Origin of the sequence: Ruixingdingia sedimenti, from assembly GCF_031432425.1 — a bacterium.
Classification (GTDB): Bacteria; Pseudomonadota; Alphaproteobacteria; order Rhodobacterales; family Rhodobacteraceae; genus Ruixingdingia; species Ruixingdingia sedimenti.
The window spans coordinates 1-16,553 of record NZ_JAVKPH010000050.1 but is presented as its reverse complement, the minus strand read 5'-3'; the positions used below and the strand labels follow the sequence as shown (position 1 = coordinate 16,553).

The window sequence follows — 16,553 nt, the reverse complement described above, 5'->3', positions numbered from 1 at the left end:
TTTCCGCTGCGCTTTCAAAGACTTCTGGATGACCTTCTGGAAGTGGGTCGCGTGGACAAAGCTGGTACCCCCCAACAGGTGCCTGCCCAACTTCGGCTCGATTCCCGTGATGAAAGGCGTCGAATTCGGGGGCCACAGAGGGACGCCCATCATGTTCGGATCACGCGAAAACCATGCCATCCGCATTTACGAAACCACTTGGGATGCGCTGGAAGCCGGTGATGTCGAGCGGCTGGAAGAACTCACTCACCTCAGCTCCTTTCCCTGCGGATTGGACGGCTGGCACGGCCTGCATTGGCTGACGACGGCTATCCATACCGGAAACCTGACCTCGGTGGCATGGGTTCTGGGCAGGAAGCCAGACGTCACCTATATCGAGGCCGACGGGTTCACCGCGCTGAAATCCGCGTTGCAGATGGAAATGGATTGCAGGCTGCCGCCGGACGAGGCCGCTGCGTTCACCATCCGCCTCATCGACATGTTGCTGGATGCGGGGGCCGACATCAACCAGCGCATGACGCTGGATGTGACGCTTTTGCATGTCGCCGCGGAAGGGTCCTCACCCGCGGTTGTCGCCCATCTTCTGGCGCGCGGGGCCGATCCGCATGCCGTCTCGCACGACTACACCCCGCGGACGCCCGCCGGGCAGGCCGCGTTCCGAAAGCGGTGGGATGTGCATGCGATCCTGCGGGCGGCAAGGGAGAATACGCCCGAACCGCCAGCGGCCGTTTAGCCCGCAACGCGGGGGCGTCCCCGCAGGCATTCGGACCGGGCCTGCACGGCACCGGCCGGCATGTCGCCCCCCCTCACCCCCAGATCCGCGGTTCCGCCAGTTCGATGGAGTTCCCCGCCGGATCGCGGAAATAGATCGACCGCCCGCCTTGCGGCCAGTGGAAATCGGCCTCGATCGCCACCCCGGCGGTTTCCAGGTGCCGGCGCCAGCCGTCCAGATGCGCGCCCTGCACGGCGAGGCAGAAATGCCCCGGGCCGGTTGCGCCATGCGGGGGGACCGGCAGCCGGGCGTCGGGGGCGGGCGGGGTGATCGTGGCCCGGGGGTTGAAGACCAGCAGCACGCCGCCCGGCAGGCGGAAGAACACATGCCGCCCCGGCGCCCGGCCGATTTCGGGCAGGCCCATGATGCCGGTCCAGAAGGCCGCCGCGGCCTCCAGATCCTCGGCGTAGAGCGCGCTTTCCAGCGCGCCGTCCTGCGGGGGTATGGTCATCGCCTGTCCTCCTGCCGATTCCCCCCATGCTAGCACGGAACGGGGCAGGGCAGGGGGCGGCCCGGCCCCCGCAGAAGGGACCGGGCCGGGGTTTCAGGCTACGTCGGTCCTAGACGGTATCGGGCGCGCCCAGGATCGAGGCGCGGAAATCGGCGTCGGTATAGTACTGCTCCGCCCATTTCACCGCGTCGTGGAAGCTGAGCGTGGGGGCGAAGTTCGCGTCGCGGTGGAAGCGCGAGAAATCGGCGCGCATGTAGCTGACCGGGGTGGGCGAGGCGGGGCCATGCGACAGCGGCCCGTGTTGCGGCGCGGCCTCGAGGATGATGCGCAGGATGTCGTCCTCGCTCAGCGTCTCGACCCCGCCCATGTTGTAGACCGGCGAGGGCAGGTAGGACCCGACCGCCGCCCGCACGAAGGCCCGCGCAATGTCCGAGGCATGGATGGGATTGTGCACCACGTCCCGGCCGAAGCTTTGCGACCAGACCACCGGCCTGCCCAGAACCGCGTCGCGGATGCCGCGGTTGATGGAGCCGAGCGCGCCTTCGTACCGTTTGGGCCCATAGGTCACGGTGGGGCGCAGGCCGGTGGCCTCGATCCCGTGGACGGCGCGGTAATGGGCGGCGATCGCCTCGTCCATCGCCTTGGTGGCGCCGTAAATGGTGTTGGGGGCCAGCGGCGCGTCCTCGGTCACGATCGGTTCCTGATAGGCCGAGGGTGGGCCGTAGACCATGATCGTGCTGGCATAGACGATGCGCGGGCGGTGCAGCAGGCGGGCGGCCTCGAACAGATAGGCGGTGCCCATCACGTTGACCTGACAGGCAGCCACCGGGGCCTGATGCGCGGTATGGGTGATCATCGCGCCCAGGTGGATGACCGCATCGGGGCGATGCTGGGTCAGAAGGCGCGTCCAGGTCATGGCATCGCCGATGTCCACGCGCTCGAAGCTTTCGCGCGGGCGCAGCGCGGCGGGCGGCACCAGATCGGCGCTGACCACATCGTGGCCGGCCTCGACCAGTTCCTTCACCACGAAACGGCCGATCAGCCCGGCCCCTCCTGTCACCAGGATCGTCATCTGCAGTCTCCAATATTCCCGAATGTTCCGCAGTGCAGAAGATACCCTGCGGCGAGGACTGACAGCCCCTGTGCGGGGTGACAGATCAGCCGTCGTCGCCCCGCCGGCCGAGGCCGAGGCCCATGCCCATCCCCATGCCGCCGCCGCCGCCCATGCCGCCCATTCCACCCCCGCCGCCCGTACCGCCGCCGCTGCGGCTGCTGCTGCCCCGGCTGCTGCCGGATTGCTGGCGCAGCGGGCCTTGCAGGGGGATCTGCACGCCCTTGGGCACGGGATCGAGGTCCAGCGCCGCGCGGATGAAATCGCGCAGCGAGACGACGAGTTCCCCGGTCTGGATCGGCTGGCCCGCCGCCATGTCGGCCGCGGCCCTGGCGGCAAGGCGCACCTGTTCCTCGGTGCCCAGAAGGATGATGTCGGACAGCGCGGCCTCCACCGCGTCGCGGATGCGGCGCGCGCGGTCCGATCCCTCTGCCGCCGCCTGACCCTCTGCCGCCTCTGCGCGCTGGCGCAGGTCGCGCAGATGGCTGGGATCGACCAGCAACTCGCCGGTGAACGACCCGCCGAGCACCTTGTAGGCCGCGATCAGCGTGCGCAGGCGTTCGTTGATCTGGCGGTTCGCACGCTGCTGGCGTTGCTGGATCGTCAGCAACATCAGCACCCGGATCCCGACCCCGACCAGCGCCACCACGGCGATGCCCAGAACCGTCACCAGCGCGCCCTGCCAGGAAGAGAAATCCATGAACCGCATCGGGGCCCCCGATCTGCTGCAAGTGCTGCCCGGAACCCCGGCCCCGACACTCCGCCGGTGTCAAGCCCGCGGGGCGGTGCTCAGACGGTATCGAGATACAGTTCCACCTGTTCCTCGGGCGTCAGTTCGGCGATGTAGTGGCGTTCCTGCCGCTTGGTCAGCACATAGTTGCGGATCAGTTCGGCCGGGAACAGCCGCGCGATGAGGGGGCTTTTCTCGAACGTGTCGATGGCGGCGTCCCAGGTTTCGGGCAGTTGCGTCAGTTCGGGGCTGGCATAGGCGTTGCCGGTCACGGGCGGGGGCGGGGTGAGGCCGTCCTCGATCCCCGTCAGGGCGGCGCCGAGGATCGCGGCCAGCATCAGATAGGGGTTCACGTCGCCGCCCGCCACGCGATGTTCGATCCGCCGCGCCGAGGGGCTGCCGGAAGGCACCCGGATCGCCACGGTGCGGTTTTCGTACCCCCAGCAGATCGCCGTGGGCGCATGGGCGCCGGGGACCAGCCGGTCATAGCTGTTGGCATGCGGCGCGAACAGCAGCGTGGAATCGTGGATCCCTTGCAGGCAGCCCGCGATGGCGTTCATCAGCAGCGCCGTGCCCTCTGTCCCGCCGTTGTCGAATACGTTGCGGCCCGTTTCGTCCACCAGCGAGAAATGCGTGTGCAGCCCGTTGCCGGAATATTCGGGGTAGGGCTTGGCCATGAAGCTGGCGGCGAAACCGTGCCGCCGCGCCAGCCCCTTGACCAGCAGCTTGAACAGCCATGCATCGTCCGCCGCGCGCAATGCGTCGTCCTGATGCATCATGTTGATTTCGAACTGTCCCAGCCCGGTTTCCGAAATCGCCGTATCGGCGGGGATGTCCATCGCCTCGCAGGCGTCGTAGAGATCGGTGAAGAAGGTGTCGAACGCATCCAGCGCCCGGATCGACAGCGTTTCCGCCGCCTTGCGCCTTTTGCCCGACCGGGGCGAGGGCGGCACCTGAAGGGTCTTGCCGCTGTCGTCGATCAGGAAGAATTCCAGTTCCATCGCCACCACGGGGGTCAGGCCGCGGGCCCTGAACCGGTCCACCACCGCGCGCAGGGCATGGCGGGGGTCGCCCTCGTAGGGGCGGCCGTTTTCGCGGAACATCCAGATCGGCAGCAGGGCGGTGGGCGCCTCGAGCCAGGGCATGGGCATGAAGCCGCGTTCGGTGGGCCGCAGGATCCCGTCGGCATCGCCCATCTCGAACACCAGCGGGCTTTCCTCGATATCCTCGCCCCAGATGTCGAGGTTCAGCACCGACATGGGAAAGCGCGTGCCGTTGCGGATCACGTTGTCGGCGAACCGCGCCGGGATGCGCTTGCCGCGCGCCTGCCCGTTGAGGTCTGCCGCCGCGACGCGGATCGTGCGCACCTCGGGATGTTTGCGGAGCCAGTTCTGAAGGTCTCTCATCGGATGATCTGGGGCCGGAAGCGGAGCTTCGGCCGGGCCTCTCTGGGTATATGGCGGTTGAGCCGCCGGTTGACCGCGCCGAACAGCGCGGTGATGACAAGCGTCGCGGCGATGAAATAGGCCGCGATCAGCGGATAGGCGATGAAGGGGTTGAAGGTCTGGCCGGCGAAATAGCTGGCATAATAGAGCGCATCGCCCGATTGCTGCCACGCCGGAAAGGCCGACAGGAACACCAGCGTGGTGGCATGGAACAGGAAGATCGCCTCGTTCGTGTAGCTGGGCCAGGCCAGCCGCAGCATGGTGGGCCAGACGATCCGGCGGAACCGCGGCCAGCCGGTCAGGCCATAGGCATCCGCGGCCTCCAGGTCGCCCTTCGGCACCGAATGCAGCGCGCCGTGGAAGATGACGGCGGAATAGGCGGCGGTGTTCAGCACCAGCACGATCAGTGCCCCGGCCCAGGCCCGCGTCAGCCAGCGGCTGTCGGCGGTGATGGTGGCGAAGCCCAAGGGGATCTCCACCCCCGCCTTGGGCAGCAGTTGGAACAGCTCGTAGGCGAAGAACAGCTGGATGAACAGCGGCGAGCCGCGAAAGACGAAGATGAACCCCGCCGCGGGGGCGCGCAGCAGGCGGTGGCGGCTGTCGCGGGCCAGCGCGATGCCGATGGCCAGCCAGAACCCGACCAGCACCGCCAGCACGCCGAAATAGACGTTCCAGATCAGCCCCGATCCGATCAGCACCAACTGGTCGCAAAAGGTGATCTCGACCCCCTTGGGCAGCAGGCGTTCGCCGAATTCGCGGCCAAGGGCGCGCAGGGCATAGGCGTCGAAGCTTTCGGCGCAGGTTTTCATGGCGCGGCCTTCCGCAGGGCCTCGCCCGCCGCGGTGGGCTGGCCGATGGCCAGCCGCGCGGCGATGCGGGCGAAGGCGCGTTCGCTGATCCAGGTCATCAGCAGATAGACCACCAGCACGGCCAGGAAATACCACACCCGCCAGTCGGCATGCGGATAGGCGTAAAGCGAGGTCTTGGCGCCCCCCAGTTCGCGCGCCCAATAGACGATGTCGCGGATGCCCAGAAGGAACAGCAGCGGCGTGGCCTTGATCAGGATCATCCACAGATTGCCGAGCCCGGGCAGCGCATAGACCCACATCTGCGGCATCAGGATGCGGCGGAACGCCTGTCGGCGGGTCATGCCATAGGCTTCGGCGGTTTCCATCTGCGCGCGCGGCACGGCGGCCATCGCGCCGTGCAGGGTGTTGGCGGCAAAGGCCCCGAACACCAGCGCAAAGGCCAGCAGCGCCAGCGCGAAGGCATAGGCGTTCTGCATCCAGACCGCCGCGCCCGCCTGCGGCACCTTGGCGGCGGGGCAGACGACGAATTCCGCGCCGCGGCGCACGGGTTCCGTCCAGTCCGGGCAGCGGGCGAGGTGGACGAGGTATTCGATCCCCTGATCGACCGCGATCGGCACGAACAGGAAAAAGATGATGTCGGGCACCCCGCGCACCATCGCCACATAGGCCCGCCCCAGCCACCTGACCGGCCCGATGTGCGACCGCACCGCCATCGCCCCCGCCAGCCCGAAGCCCAGGGCCAGCGGCGCCGCCAGCGCCAGCAGCAACAGCACCGTTCCCAGCGACCAGTACATCGCCAGATGCGTGCCCGAGGTCAGGTAGCACAAAAACCAGGCCAGGGTCTGCAACGCGCCGGGATCGGCGCAGAACGCGAACATCGTCTTCTCCTGCCGGCGGGGCGCGCGCGCATGCGGGCCCCGCCGGATACGGGCGGCGGTCGTGGGGTCAGAAGGTCTGGGCTTCCTCGCCGAACCACTTCTTGATCAACGGGTTGAGCGTGCCGTCCTCTTTCATCGAGGTGATGGCGGCGTCGAATTTCTCGCGCAGTTCGCTGTCCGACTTGCGCAGGCCCACGCCGATGCCCTCGTCAAGGAACACATCCTCGCCCACGAACACCAGCGCGCCGCCCGATTCCGCCACGATGGGCACGAGGAATTCCTTGTCGGCCAGCACCGCGTCGGCCTCGCCGTTGCGCACGGCGGCCACGGTATCCTCGGGCACCGGGAATTCCATCAGCGTCGCCCCGGTTTCGGCGACATGGTTGGCCTGGATGGTGCCGGTCTGCGCCGCGATCACGCCGTCGAGGTCGGCATCGGCCGATACCCCCGCATAGGCAGAGGCCGCGGGCGGGAAATAGCCCTGCGTGAAGGCGATGGATTCCTTGCGTTCCGCCGTGACCGACATGCCGGCCATGATGGCGTCGTAGTTGCCGGAATTCAGGTTGAGGATGATCGAATCCCAGTCGGTGACGACCCATTCGCAGGTCAGCCCCGCGCGCTTGCACAGCTCGTCGCCCAGTTCGCGTTCGAACCCGTCGACCTCGTTCCTGTCGTTGATCATGTTGTACGGAGGATAGGCGCCCTCGGTGCCGATGCGCACCACCTGCTGGGCCATGCCCATGCCCGCCCCCAGTGCCAGAACCGCGGCCGAAAGAACCAGTCTTTTCATCGGAACACTCCCTTTCCTTCCATGTTGCGGGCCGTCTTTCAGGCGGCCCGGGTGGCGCTGAGGAACTGGCGCAGCCTTTCGCTGCGCGGCGCGCCGAACAGCGTGTCGGGCGGGCCCTCTTCCTCGATCAGGCCCTTGTGCAGGAACACCACATGGTCCGACACATCGGCGGCCAGACGCATGTCATGGGTGACGATCAGCATCGTGCGCCCCTCCTCGGCCAGCGCCTTGATGACCTTCACGACCTCCTGTTCCAGTTCGGGGTCGAGCGCCGATGTCGGTTCGTCGAACAGAAGCGCGCGGGGTTCCATGCACAGCGCGCGGGCGATCGCGGCGCGCTGCTGCTGGCCGCCCGACAGTTGCGCGGGCCAGCAATCGGCCTTGTCGCCGATGCCCACCTTGGCGAGGTATCCGCGCGCCTTCGCCTCGACCTCGGCCGGGGCGCGTTTCAGGACGGTGACGGGGGCTTCCATCACGTTTTGCAGGATGGTCATGTGGGACCACAGGTTGAACTGCTGGAACACCATCGACAGGTTGGTGCGGATGCGCGTGACCTGCGCGCGGTCGGCAGGATGGCGGGCCATGCCCTCGCCGCGCCAGCGCACCGGCTCGCCTTCGAAGACCACCTCGCCCTGCTGGCTGTCCTCCAGCAGGTTGCAGCACCGCAGCAGCGTGGACTTGCCCGACCCCGACGACCCGATGAGCGAGACCACATGCCCGCGCGGCGCCAGCAGGCTCACCCCGCGGAGCACCTCCAGCGCGCCGTAGGATTTGTGAAGATCGCGGATCTCGATCACCGGCGGTGCGGTCGTGGTCAATTCGGCCCTGTCGTGTTGTTCTGCTTGTCACGAGTAGGGCGGATTATGGGCCGTATTGCAACGCAGATTCCGCCCTTCCCCCGCGTCAGGGGGCGGCCCGGGGTCGCGGGGCGGGCGGGTCGGGGTCAGAGCGCGCGGCGTTCCACCCGCTGCCGGGCCAGCGCCGAATCGCGGTCGGCGATGCCCAGAAGGCTCGTCACCATCCGCATCAGCCGGTCCTCCTGCGCGTCGCGCGCGCCGTCGGCCAGAACCACGGCCCACATCGCCTCGATCAGGGCCAGCCGGTCGTCATGGCCCACCGCCTCTTTCAGCGCGCGGGTGAAGCGGACGGTATCGGGGGCCTCGGCCTCCAGCACCTCGGCCTCGGCGCGCAGGGCGGCGGCGGCCTCGGGCGTCAGGGCGTACTGGCGCGCCAGCATGCGGTCGATGCGCGCGACCTCGGCCGCGGCATAGTCGCCATCGGCGCGGGCGATGCGGACCAGCAGCGCGGCGAGCGCAAGACGCGCCTCTGCCTGCGGCAGATGCGGGGGGCGGGGGGCCATGAGGCGGCGGAGGAAGGCGTCGAACATGCCCGATAGCTAACCCGTGCCGCGGCGTTTGGAAATCGCCCTCGCGCAGAAGTGCGCGGGGGCGGATCTTTTGGCGGAGAATTTCGGACTTCCGGGCGTGGCGCTGGCGCGACCGTCGGGCCGGGCGGGGGTGCCGGGAAAATCGGAGATTGCCGGCGTAACGGATGGGCCGGCGCCAGGCAGAACGGTGGGATTGCTTGTTTCCCCCGCCGGATCAGCCCAATTCCGCCGACGGGATGATCGGAAAGAACACGCCCTGCGACCGCACGCCGAACCAGCGCGCGCCCGCGTGGTCGGCGTGTTCGCCGATCTCCACCAGCCGGTAGAAGCTCTTACGGTCGATCAGCGCCTCGAGGTTCGCGCGGACGAGGACATAGGGCGAGGGTTCGCCGCTGTCGTCGCGCACCACGCGGATCGGGCGGTCGGGGCCGGCGGTGACGGTATCGCCGACATGGGTGGTGAAGGTGATCGCCTGATCCGCGCCCGCGCCCGCCACCTCGAAATCCACCGCGACGAAGGGGGCGTCGTCCACCTTGATGCCCACCTTTTCCACCGGGGTGACAAGGAAATAGGCGTCCCCCTCGCGTTTCAGGATGGTCGAGAACAGCCGCACCAGCGCCGGCCGCCCGATGGGCGTGCCGAGGTAGAACCACGTCCCGTCCCGCGCGATCCGCATGTCCAGATCGCCGCAGAACGGCGGGTTCCACAGATGCACCGGGGGCAGGCCCTTCTGTTTCGTGGCGGCGCTTGCGGCGGCGGCGATGCCCTCGGCCGAAGGTTTCACGATCATTTGTGCCTCGCCTTGTTTTGCCGTTTGTACCCGGCGGGTCAGTTGGTCCAATATCGCCCATATCGTGCAGGGAAGGAAGTTGTCATGGCCGAAACCGCCGCGCTGGTCGCAGAGATCGAGGCCCTTGGCGCCCGGCTGGCCGAGGCGAGGGCGAGTGTCGAGCGGCGTTTCATCGGCCAGGACCGGGTGGTGGAACTGGTGCTGGCGGCGATGCTCTGCGGCGGCCATGCGCTGCTGGTGGGCCTGCCGGGGCTGGGCAAGACGCGGCTTGTCGACACGCTGTCCACGGTCATGGGGCTGAAGGGCAACCGCATCCAGTTCACCCCCGACCTGATGCCCGCCGACATCCTCGGGTCCGAGGTGCTGGATACCGCCCCCGACGGCACCCGCGCCTTCCGCTTCATCGAGGGGCCGGTGTTCTGCCAGCTTCTGATGGCGGACGAGATCAACCGGGCCAGCCCCCGCACCCAGTCGGCGCTGTTGCAGGCGATGCAGGAACGCGAGGTGACGATCGCCGGCCAGCACCGCCCCTTGGGCCAGCCCTTCCACGTGCTGGCGACCCAGAACCCGATCGAGCAGGAAGGCACCTATCCCCTGCCCGAGGCGCAGCTTGACCGTTTCCTCGTGCAGGTCGATGTGGCCTACCCCGACCGGGCCGCCGAACGCGCGATCCTGATCGCCACCACGGGGGCCGAGGAAGCCGCGGCGCATCCCGTGTTCACCGCCGCCGAATTGCTGGCCGCGCAGGCGCTGCTGCGCCGCATGCCGGTGGGCGACAGCGTGGTGGAGGCGATCCTCGATCTGGTGCGCGCCTGCCGCCCCGGCGAGGCGGAGGCCGCGCCCGAACTGCGCGAGGCGCTGAGCTGGGGCCCCGGGCCGCGCGCAGCGCAGGCGCTGATGCTGATGGTGCGGGCGCGGGCGCTGCTGGACGGCCGCCTTGCCCCCTCGGTCGAGGATGTGGCGGCGCTGGCGCGTCCGGTGCTGATCCACCGCATGGCGCTGAACTTCACCGCGCGGGCGCGGGGCGCGGATCTGGGCGCGCTGATCGACGGGGCGGCGGGGCGCGTGCTGCGGCTCGGGGCGGCGGCGTGAGCGTTCAGGCCCCTCTGCGGGCCAGGGCCGAGGCGCTCGGCCAGGCGCTGCCGCCGCTGCTGGCGGCGGCGGAACAGTTGGCGGCAACGGTGATGCTGGGCGAACATGGCCGCAGGCGCGCGGGCATGGGGGACGAATTCTGGCAGTATCGCCCCGCCCATCCCGGCGACAGCGCGCGGATGATCGACTGGCGCCGGTCGGCGCGGGGCGATGCGCATTTCGTGCGCGAACGCGAATGGCAGGCGGCGCAGGCGGTCACGCTCTGGGTCGATGGCGCGCGGTCGATGGCGTTTTCGGGCGATCCCGCCCGCCGCCCGCCCAAGGCCGACCGCGCGCGGCTGCTGGCGCTGGCGCTGGCGGTGCTGCTGGTGCGGGGCGGCGAACGGGTGGGGCTGGCGGGCGAGGGCATCCCCCCGCGCGGCGGGCGCGGGCAGGTCTTGCGGCTGGCCGCGGCGCTGGCGGCCGACCGGCCCGACGACTACGGCGCGCCCGATACGCGGGGGCTGGCGGCGCCGGGGCAGGCGGTGTTCGTGTCGGATTTCCTCGGCGATCCGGCGGGGGTGGAGGCTGCGCTGGCAGAGGCCGCGGGGCGCGGCCTGCGCGGGGTGCTGTTGCAGGTTCTGGACCCGGCGGAGGAGGAGTTTCCCTTCGACGGGCGCACGATCTTTGAATCCATGGGCGGCAGCCTGCGGCATGAAACCCTGCGCGCGGGCGACCTGCGCGCGCGCTATCTGGCGCGGCTTGCCGAACGCAAGGCGCGGCTGGAAACGCTCGCCCGCATGGCGGGGTGGCTTTACCACTGCCACCACACCGGGCAGGGGGCGCAGGGGGTGCTGTTGTGGCTCTACCGCGCGCTGGAACGGGGGCGCTGATGTGGATCATCGGCCCCATCGGGTTCACCGCGCCCCTGCTGCTGTGGGGGTTGCTGGCGTTGCCGGTGCTGTGGTGGCTGCTGCGCGCGGTGCCGCCCGCCCCGATCCGCCGCCGGTTTCCGGGCGTGGCGCTGCTTCTGGGCCTGAAGGACGAGGATACCGAGGCCGATCGGACCCCCTGGTGGCTGCTGCTGTTGCGCATGGCGGCGCTGGCCGCCGTCATCGTGGCCTTTGCCGGGCCGGTGCTGAACCCGGTGGTGCGCCAGCCGGGCACGGGGCCGCTGCTGGTGCTGCTCGACGGCACATGGGCCGATGCACGCGACTGGCCGCGGCGGATGGACCGGGTGGCGCAACTGCTGGACGACGCGGGCCGCGACGGGCGGCCCGTCGCGGTGGCGCTGCTGACCGACCCGCCGCCGGGGGATCTGCCGTTTCAGGCCGCCGATGCCTGGGCCGCGCGGCTGGCCAGCCTGACCCCCAACCCGTGGGAGCCCGTGGGGGCCGCAGGTTGGGCGCAGGGTCTGACCGGCGGGTTCGAGACCTTCTGGCTGTCCGACGGCCTTGCCCGGCCCGACCGCGCGGCGGTGCTGTCGGCGTTGCAGGCGCGCGGCGCGGTGACGGTGTTCGAGGGCGCGCGCCCGCTTCTGGCGCTGGCCCCGCCCGTCTGGCGTGACGGCGCGGTGCGGCTTGCGGCGCTGCGCCCCGCGGGCGGCGGCGCGGCAGAGGCAGAGGTGGTCATCCACGGTCCCGACCCGGCGGGGATCGAGCGCGACCTCGCCCGCCTGACGCTGCTCTTCGCCCCCGGCGACACGCGGGCCGAAGGTGTGCTGGATCTGCCGCCGGAACTGCGCAACCGCATCACCCGGGCGGAAATCGCGGGCCTGCGGTCGGCGGGCGCGGTGGCGCTGGCCGATGACAGCCTGCGCCGCCGCAAGGTCGCCCTGATCGACGCACAGGAGGGGCGCGAGGGGTTGCAGCTGCTGTCGCCCGGCCATTACCTGCGGCAGGCGCTGGTCCCCCATGCCGACCTGATCGAGGGCGGGCTTGCCGCGATGCTGCCCGCCGCGCCCGATGTGGTGGTGCTGGTCGATGTCGCACGCCTGTCGCCCGATGAGGAAGAGGCGCTGACCGCATGGCTGGAAAAGGGCGGGCTGCTGCTGCGGTTTGCCGGCCCCCGTCTGGCCGCCAGCGACGTCAGCCGCGAGGCCGAGGCCCCCCTTCTGCCGGTGCGGTTGCGCGCGGGCGGGCGGGCCGTCGGCGGCGCGATGAGCTGGGGGGAGCCCCGGGCGCTCGCCTCCTTCCCGGAAAACTCGCCCTTCCGCGGCCTGGCCGTGCCCGAAGAGGTGACGGTGCGCGCGCAGGTTCTGGCGCAGCCCGACCCCGATCTGGCCGCCCGCACCATCGCCGCGCTGGCCGATGGCACGCCCCTGGTGACGCGCAAGGCGGTGGGGCAGGGGCAGGTGGTGCTGTTCCATGTCACCGCGAATGCCGAATGGTCCACCCTGCCGCTGTCGGGGCTGTTCGTGCAGATGCTGGAACGGCTGGCGATCACCGCCCGCGGCGCCGCGCCGGGGGCCGAGGGGGTGGAGGGCGAGGTCTGGGTGCCCTCGGCCACGCTCGACGCTTTCGGGCGGGTGCAGGATGCGGGGCGGCTGGCCGGGGTGCCGGGCGAACGGCTGGGTGCGGCGCTGGCCGCGGGCCGCCCGGGGCCGGACATGCCGCCGGGGCTTTACGCTGCGGGCGAACGGCGCGTGGCGCTGAACGTGATCGGCCCCGATACGGTGCTGGAACCTGTCCAGTGGCCCGCCGGCGTGGCGGTCGAGGGGCTGGCGGTCAGCCCCGAACACGGGCTGAAGGGGCCGCTGCTGGCCGCGGCGCTGGCGCTGCTGCTGGTGGATATTCTGGCCGCGCTGGCGCTGTCGGGCCGGTTGCGCGGGGCGCGGGTGGCGGCGGCATTGTTGCTGGCACTGGCCCCCCTGCCGGACCGCGCGCAGGCGCAGGACGCCGAGGCCTTTGCCGTTCAGGCCACCCGCAACGTGGTGCTGGCCCATGTGCTGACCGGCGACGCCCGCGTGGACGGGGATGCAGAGGCCGGGTTGCGCGGGCTTGGCGAGGTGCTGTTCCAGCGCACGACGATCGAGCCCGCCGCGCCCATGGGCGTGAATCTGGAAACCGACGAACTGGCGTTCTTCCCCTTTCTCTACTGGCCGGTGACGGCGGACCAGCCGCTGCCCTCTGCCGCGGCCTATGCGCGGATCAACCGTTACCTGCGCACCGGCGGGCTGATCCTGTTCGACACCCGCGACGGCGATCTGGCCGGGGCCACGGGGGCCACGCCCGAATCCGCGCGGTTGCAGGCCATCGCCGCGCCGCTGGACATTCCGCCGCTGGAACCCGTGCCCGAAGACCACGTGCTGACCCGCACCTTCTATCTGATCCAGGATTTCCCGGGCCGCCATCAGGGCCGCGCCGTCTGGGTCGAGGCCGCGCCGCCCGATGCCGAACAGGTCGAGGGCATGCCCTTCCGCAACCTCAACGACGGGGTGACGCCGGTGGTGATGGGCGGCAACGACTGGGCCGCGGCCTGGGCGGTGGACCCGCGGGGCGTGCCCATCTATCCGGTCGGGCGCGGCTATGCGGGTGAACGCCAGCGCGAGATGGCCTATCGCTTCGGCGTGAACCTGATCATGCATGTGCTGACCGGCAACTACAAATCCGATCAGGTCCATGTGCCCGCGCTGCTGGAAAGGCTGGGGCAATGAGCGGGGTGGTGATCTTTGATCCGCTGATCGGCTGGCCGTGGCTGGCGGGTCTGGCTGTGCTGGCGGTGCTGGCGCTCGCGCTCGCGTTCTGGCGCGGGCTGGCGGGCGGCTGGCTGCGCGCGCTGGCGGCGGCGGCGGTGCTGCTGGCCATCGCCAATCCCGCGTTGCAGCGCGAGGACCGGACGGCCCTTTCCGACATCGTGGTGGTGGTGGTCGACGACAGCGCCAGCCAGCGCCTGTCCGACCGGGCCGACCAGACGGCGGCGGCGCTGGCGCGGGTCGAATCCGCCCTCGCCGCGCTTGGCAATACGGAAACCCGCGTGGTCCGCGTGCCCGACGGGCAGGGGGACGAGGGCACCCGCGCCATGACCGCGCTGGCCGAGGTGCTGGCCGAACTGCCCCGCGCCCGGGTGGCGGGGGCCATCGTCATCAGCGACGGCCAGATCCACGACGCGGGCCTTGCCCCCGACCTGCCCGCGCCGCTGCACCTGCTGCTGACCGGGCGCGAGGCCGACTGGGACCGCCGCCTGATCGTGCGCAACGCCCCCGCCTTCGCCATCCTCGGCGAACCCGTGACCCTGACCCTGCGGGTGGAGGATCAGGGCGCCGTCCCCGCCGCCCTGCGCGGCGCCGCCCGGCTGTCCTTCGCCGTCGACGGGGGCGACCCCGTGACCGTCACCGTCCCGGTGGGCGAGGATATGGAACTGCCCGTGACCCTGCCGCATGGCGGCATCAACGTGCTGCGTTTCGCCGTCGAGGCCGCCGAGGGCGAGTTGACCGACCGCAACAATGCCGCCGTGGCGCAGATCAACGGGCTGCGCGACCGGCTGCGGGTGCTGCTGGTGTCGGGTGAACCCCATGCGGGCGAACGGGTCTGGCGCAACCTGCTGAAATCCGACGCCTCGGTGGATCTGGTGCATTTCACCATCCTGCGCCCTCCGGAAAAGCAGGACGGCGTGCCGGTATCGGAACTGTCGCTGATCGCCTTCCCGACGCGCGAGCTGTTCGTGGACAAGATCGACGAATTCGACCTGATCGTCTTCGACCGCTACCGCCGCCGGGGGATCCTGCCGAACAGCTATCTGGAAAACGTCCGCGACTATGCCCGCAAGGGCGGTGCGGTGCTGGTGGCGGCGGGGCCGGAATTCGGCGGGGCCGAAAGCCTGTGGCGTTCGCCCCTGGCGGAAATCCTGCCGGTGACGCCTTCGTCGCGGGTGATGGAACAGGGCTATCGCCCGGCGCTGACGGATATCGGGCGGCGGCATCCGGTGACGGCGGGGCTGGACGCGCAGGGGCCCGAGGGCGGATGGGGCCGCTGGTTCCGGCAGATCGACATGGCGGCCACCGGCGGCAGCGTGGTGATGACCGGGGTGGACGACCGGCCGCTCCTGGTGCTCGACCGGGTGGGCGAGGGGCGGGTGGCGATGCTGGCCTCGGATCACGCCTGGCTCTGGGGCAGGGGGTACGAGGGCGGCGGGCCGCAGCTGGAACTGCTGCGGCGGCTGGCGCACTGGATGATGAAGGAACCGGAACTGGAGGAAGAAACCCTGACCGCCGCGGCAGAGGGCCGCCGCGTCACCATCACCCGCCGCACCCTGGGCGAAGGCCCGGGCCCGGTGACGGTGACGGGCCCCGATGGTGCGACGGTCAGCCTGACGCTGGATGAGGCCGCCCCCGGCACCTGGCAGGTGCAGTGGGATGCGCCCGACATGGGCTTTTACCGCATGCGGGAAGGGGATCTGGAAACCGTCTTTGCCCTCGGCCCCGCGGCGCCGCGCGAATTCGTGGAAACCATCGCCTCGGCCGGACCGCTGGCCGCCGCCCTTGCCGCCACCCGCGGCGGCAGCCCGCGGCTGGAAAACGGCACCCCCGACATCCGCCGCGTGGCCGAGGGCCGCGTGGCCGCCGGGCGCGGCTGGATCGGCATCACCCCCCGCGGCGCCTATGTGACCGAGGATCTGCGCATCACCCCGCTGCTGCCCCCCTGGGCGATGCTGCTGGCGATCGCGGCCCTCGCGCTCGCCGCCTGGCTGCGCGAGGGCCGCCGCCGCGCGGCGGGCTGAGTCAGAGGATCAGGTCCTCGGCCAGGAGAACGGTCACGTCCGGAAGGTGGATCACCGCATCCGCCGCCCCGTCGCCGTCGAAGTCGAAGGCCAGCACATTCCGGGTCGGGGCGAACCGAACCTCACCGGCCGTGCCCGAAAATGCGGCCTTGCCGATGTAGGTCAGGTTGGTCTCGAGCGCCTGCAAGGCGATCCTGTCGACCCCGCTTTCGAAATCGGCGATGACATCGGCGTTGTTGCCTCGGCCAAGGTCGCTTATCGTCCCGAAGACGAAGCGGTCCGCACCTTCGCCGCCAAACATCCTGTCGGCCCCCGCGCCGCCGCTGATACGGTCGTCGCCGTGCCCCCCTGCAAGCAGATCATTGCCGGTGTCGCCACGCAGAATGTCATTGCCCAACCCGCCGCGGATCGTGTCACGCCCGTCACCTCCGATAAGCAGATCGTTGCCGCCCTCGCCCAAAATCTGGTCGCCGCCGCCCATTCCGTGGATCGGCTCTGTTGCACAAATCGGCTGCTGATCGGACTTCCCCTTTCCCCGGACAGATTTATCCTGCGACCTCTGTGATGGGCGTGCCGAGCGCGGTGAAGCCGTTGAGCACGG

Annotated in this window: 16 protein-coding genes; 5 read left to right on the top strand and 11 right to left on the bottom strand. The window is 70.2% G+C overall.

Annotation, left to right across the window (positions count from 1 at the left end; translation table 11 throughout):
* A partial coding sequence (locus tag RGD00_RS21460; RefSeq protein ID WP_425603446.1) for an ankyrin repeat domain-containing protein occupies positions 1–733 on the top strand: 733 nt, incomplete at its 5' end.
* 73 nt (positions 734–806) lie between these two features.
* On the opposite strand, the gene RGD00_RS21455 is transcribed toward RGD00_RS21460, so the two are convergent.
* The 10 genes from RGD00_RS21455 to RGD00_RS21410 all read right to left on the bottom strand — a co-directional run bounded on the left by RGD00_RS21455 (position 807) and on the right by RGD00_RS21410 (position 9,163).
* On the bottom strand, positions 807–1,223 hold the full coding sequence (locus tag RGD00_RS21455) for a VOC family protein (protein ID WP_310459288.1): 417 nt from the start codon (positions 1,221–1,223) through the stop codon (positions 807–809).
* A 109-nt stretch (positions 1,224–1,332) separates the two neighbouring features.
* Positions 1,333–2,295, bottom strand: coding sequence for an NAD-dependent epimerase/dehydratase family protein (locus RGD00_RS21450; RefSeq protein WP_310459287.1), 963 nt, complete (start codon positions 2,293–2,295; stop codon positions 1,333–1,335).
* Between the two features lie 85 nt (positions 2,296–2,380).
* Positions 2,381–3,034: a hypothetical protein gene (locus tag RGD00_RS21445; protein ID WP_310459286.1), complete on the bottom strand. Its 654-nt coding sequence runs from the start codon at positions 3,032–3,034 to the stop codon at positions 2,381–2,383.
* Between the two features lie 89 nt (positions 3,035–3,123).
* On the bottom strand, positions 3,124–4,470 hold the full coding sequence (locus RGD00_RS21440) for a glutamine synthetase family protein (protein WP_310459285.1): 1,347 nt from the start codon (positions 4,468–4,470) through the stop codon (positions 3,124–3,126).
* On the bottom strand, positions 4,467–5,318 hold the full coding sequence (locus RGD00_RS21435; protein WP_310459284.1) for an ABC transporter permease: 852 nt from the start codon (positions 5,316–5,318) through the stop codon (positions 4,467–4,469). The genes RGD00_RS21440 and RGD00_RS21435 overlap by 4 nt, the downstream gene beginning before the upstream one ends.
* Positions 5,315–6,196, bottom strand: coding sequence for an ABC transporter permease (locus RGD00_RS21430; RefSeq protein WP_310459283.1), 882 nt, complete (start codon positions 6,194–6,196; stop codon positions 5,315–5,317). The genes RGD00_RS21435 and RGD00_RS21430 overlap by 4 nt, the downstream gene beginning before the upstream one ends.
* Before the next feature lie 67 nt (positions 6,197–6,263).
* Entirely contained in the window at positions 6,264–6,986 is a 723-nt protein-coding gene (locus tag RGD00_RS21425; protein WP_310459282.1) for a transporter substrate-binding domain-containing protein, read from the bottom strand.
* Between the two features lie 38 nt (positions 6,987–7,024).
* Entirely contained in the window at positions 7,025–7,804 is a 780-nt protein-coding gene (locus tag RGD00_RS21420; RefSeq protein ID WP_310459281.1) for an ABC transporter ATP-binding protein, read from the bottom strand.
* 125 nt (positions 7,805–7,929) lie between these two features.
* The gene (locus RGD00_RS21415; RefSeq protein ID WP_310459280.1) at positions 7,930–8,373 is read right to left on the bottom strand and encodes a tellurite resistance TerB family protein; all 444 of its coding nucleotides are present in this window, start codon (positions 8,371–8,373) and stop codon (positions 7,930–7,932) included.
* A gap of 214 nt (positions 8,374–8,587) precedes the next feature.
* A complete protein-coding gene (locus RGD00_RS21410; protein ID WP_310459279.1) occupies positions 8,588–9,163 on the bottom strand; it encodes a DUF1285 domain-containing protein in 576 nt (191 codons plus the stop codon).
* A gap of 84 nt (positions 9,164–9,247) precedes the next feature.
* Here RGD00_RS21410 and RGD00_RS21405 point away from each other — a divergent pair, with 84 nt between their 5' ends.
* From RGD00_RS21405 to RGD00_RS21390, 4 genes are read left to right on the top strand one after another with little or no spacing between them, the layout of a single operon-like run.
* Positions 9,248–10,255, top strand: coding sequence for an AAA family ATPase (locus tag RGD00_RS21405; RefSeq protein ID WP_310459278.1), 1,008 nt, complete (start codon positions 9,248–9,250; stop codon positions 10,253–10,255).
* Positions 10,252–11,127 carry a DUF58 domain-containing protein gene (locus RGD00_RS21400; protein ID WP_310459277.1) on the top strand — a complete coding sequence of 292 codons (876 nt, stop codon included), beginning with the start codon at positions 10,252–10,254 and terminating at the stop codon, positions 11,125–11,127. The genes RGD00_RS21405 and RGD00_RS21400 overlap by 4 nt, the downstream gene beginning before the upstream one ends.
* The gene (locus RGD00_RS21395) at positions 11,127–13,889 is read left to right on the top strand and encodes a DUF4159 domain-containing protein (protein WP_310459276.1); all 2,763 of its coding nucleotides are present in this window, start codon (positions 11,127–11,129) and stop codon (positions 13,887–13,889) included. Before RGD00_RS21400 ends, RGD00_RS21395 begins: the two co-directional genes overlap by 1 nt.
* Positions 13,886–15,952, top strand: coding sequence for a glutamine amidotransferase (locus RGD00_RS21390; RefSeq protein ID WP_310459275.1), 2,067 nt, complete (start codon positions 13,886–13,888; stop codon positions 15,950–15,952). Before RGD00_RS21395 ends, RGD00_RS21390 begins: the two co-directional genes overlap by 4 nt.
* A 1-nt stretch (position 15,953) precedes the next feature.
* Here the strand turns inward: RGD00_RS21390 and RGD00_RS21385 are convergent, their stop codons facing one another.
* Entirely contained in the window at positions 15,954–16,433 is a 480-nt protein-coding gene (locus RGD00_RS21385; RefSeq protein ID WP_310459274.1) for a M10 family metallopeptidase C-terminal domain-containing protein, read from the bottom strand.
* Between the last annotated feature and the right edge of the window lie 120 nt (positions 16,434–16,553).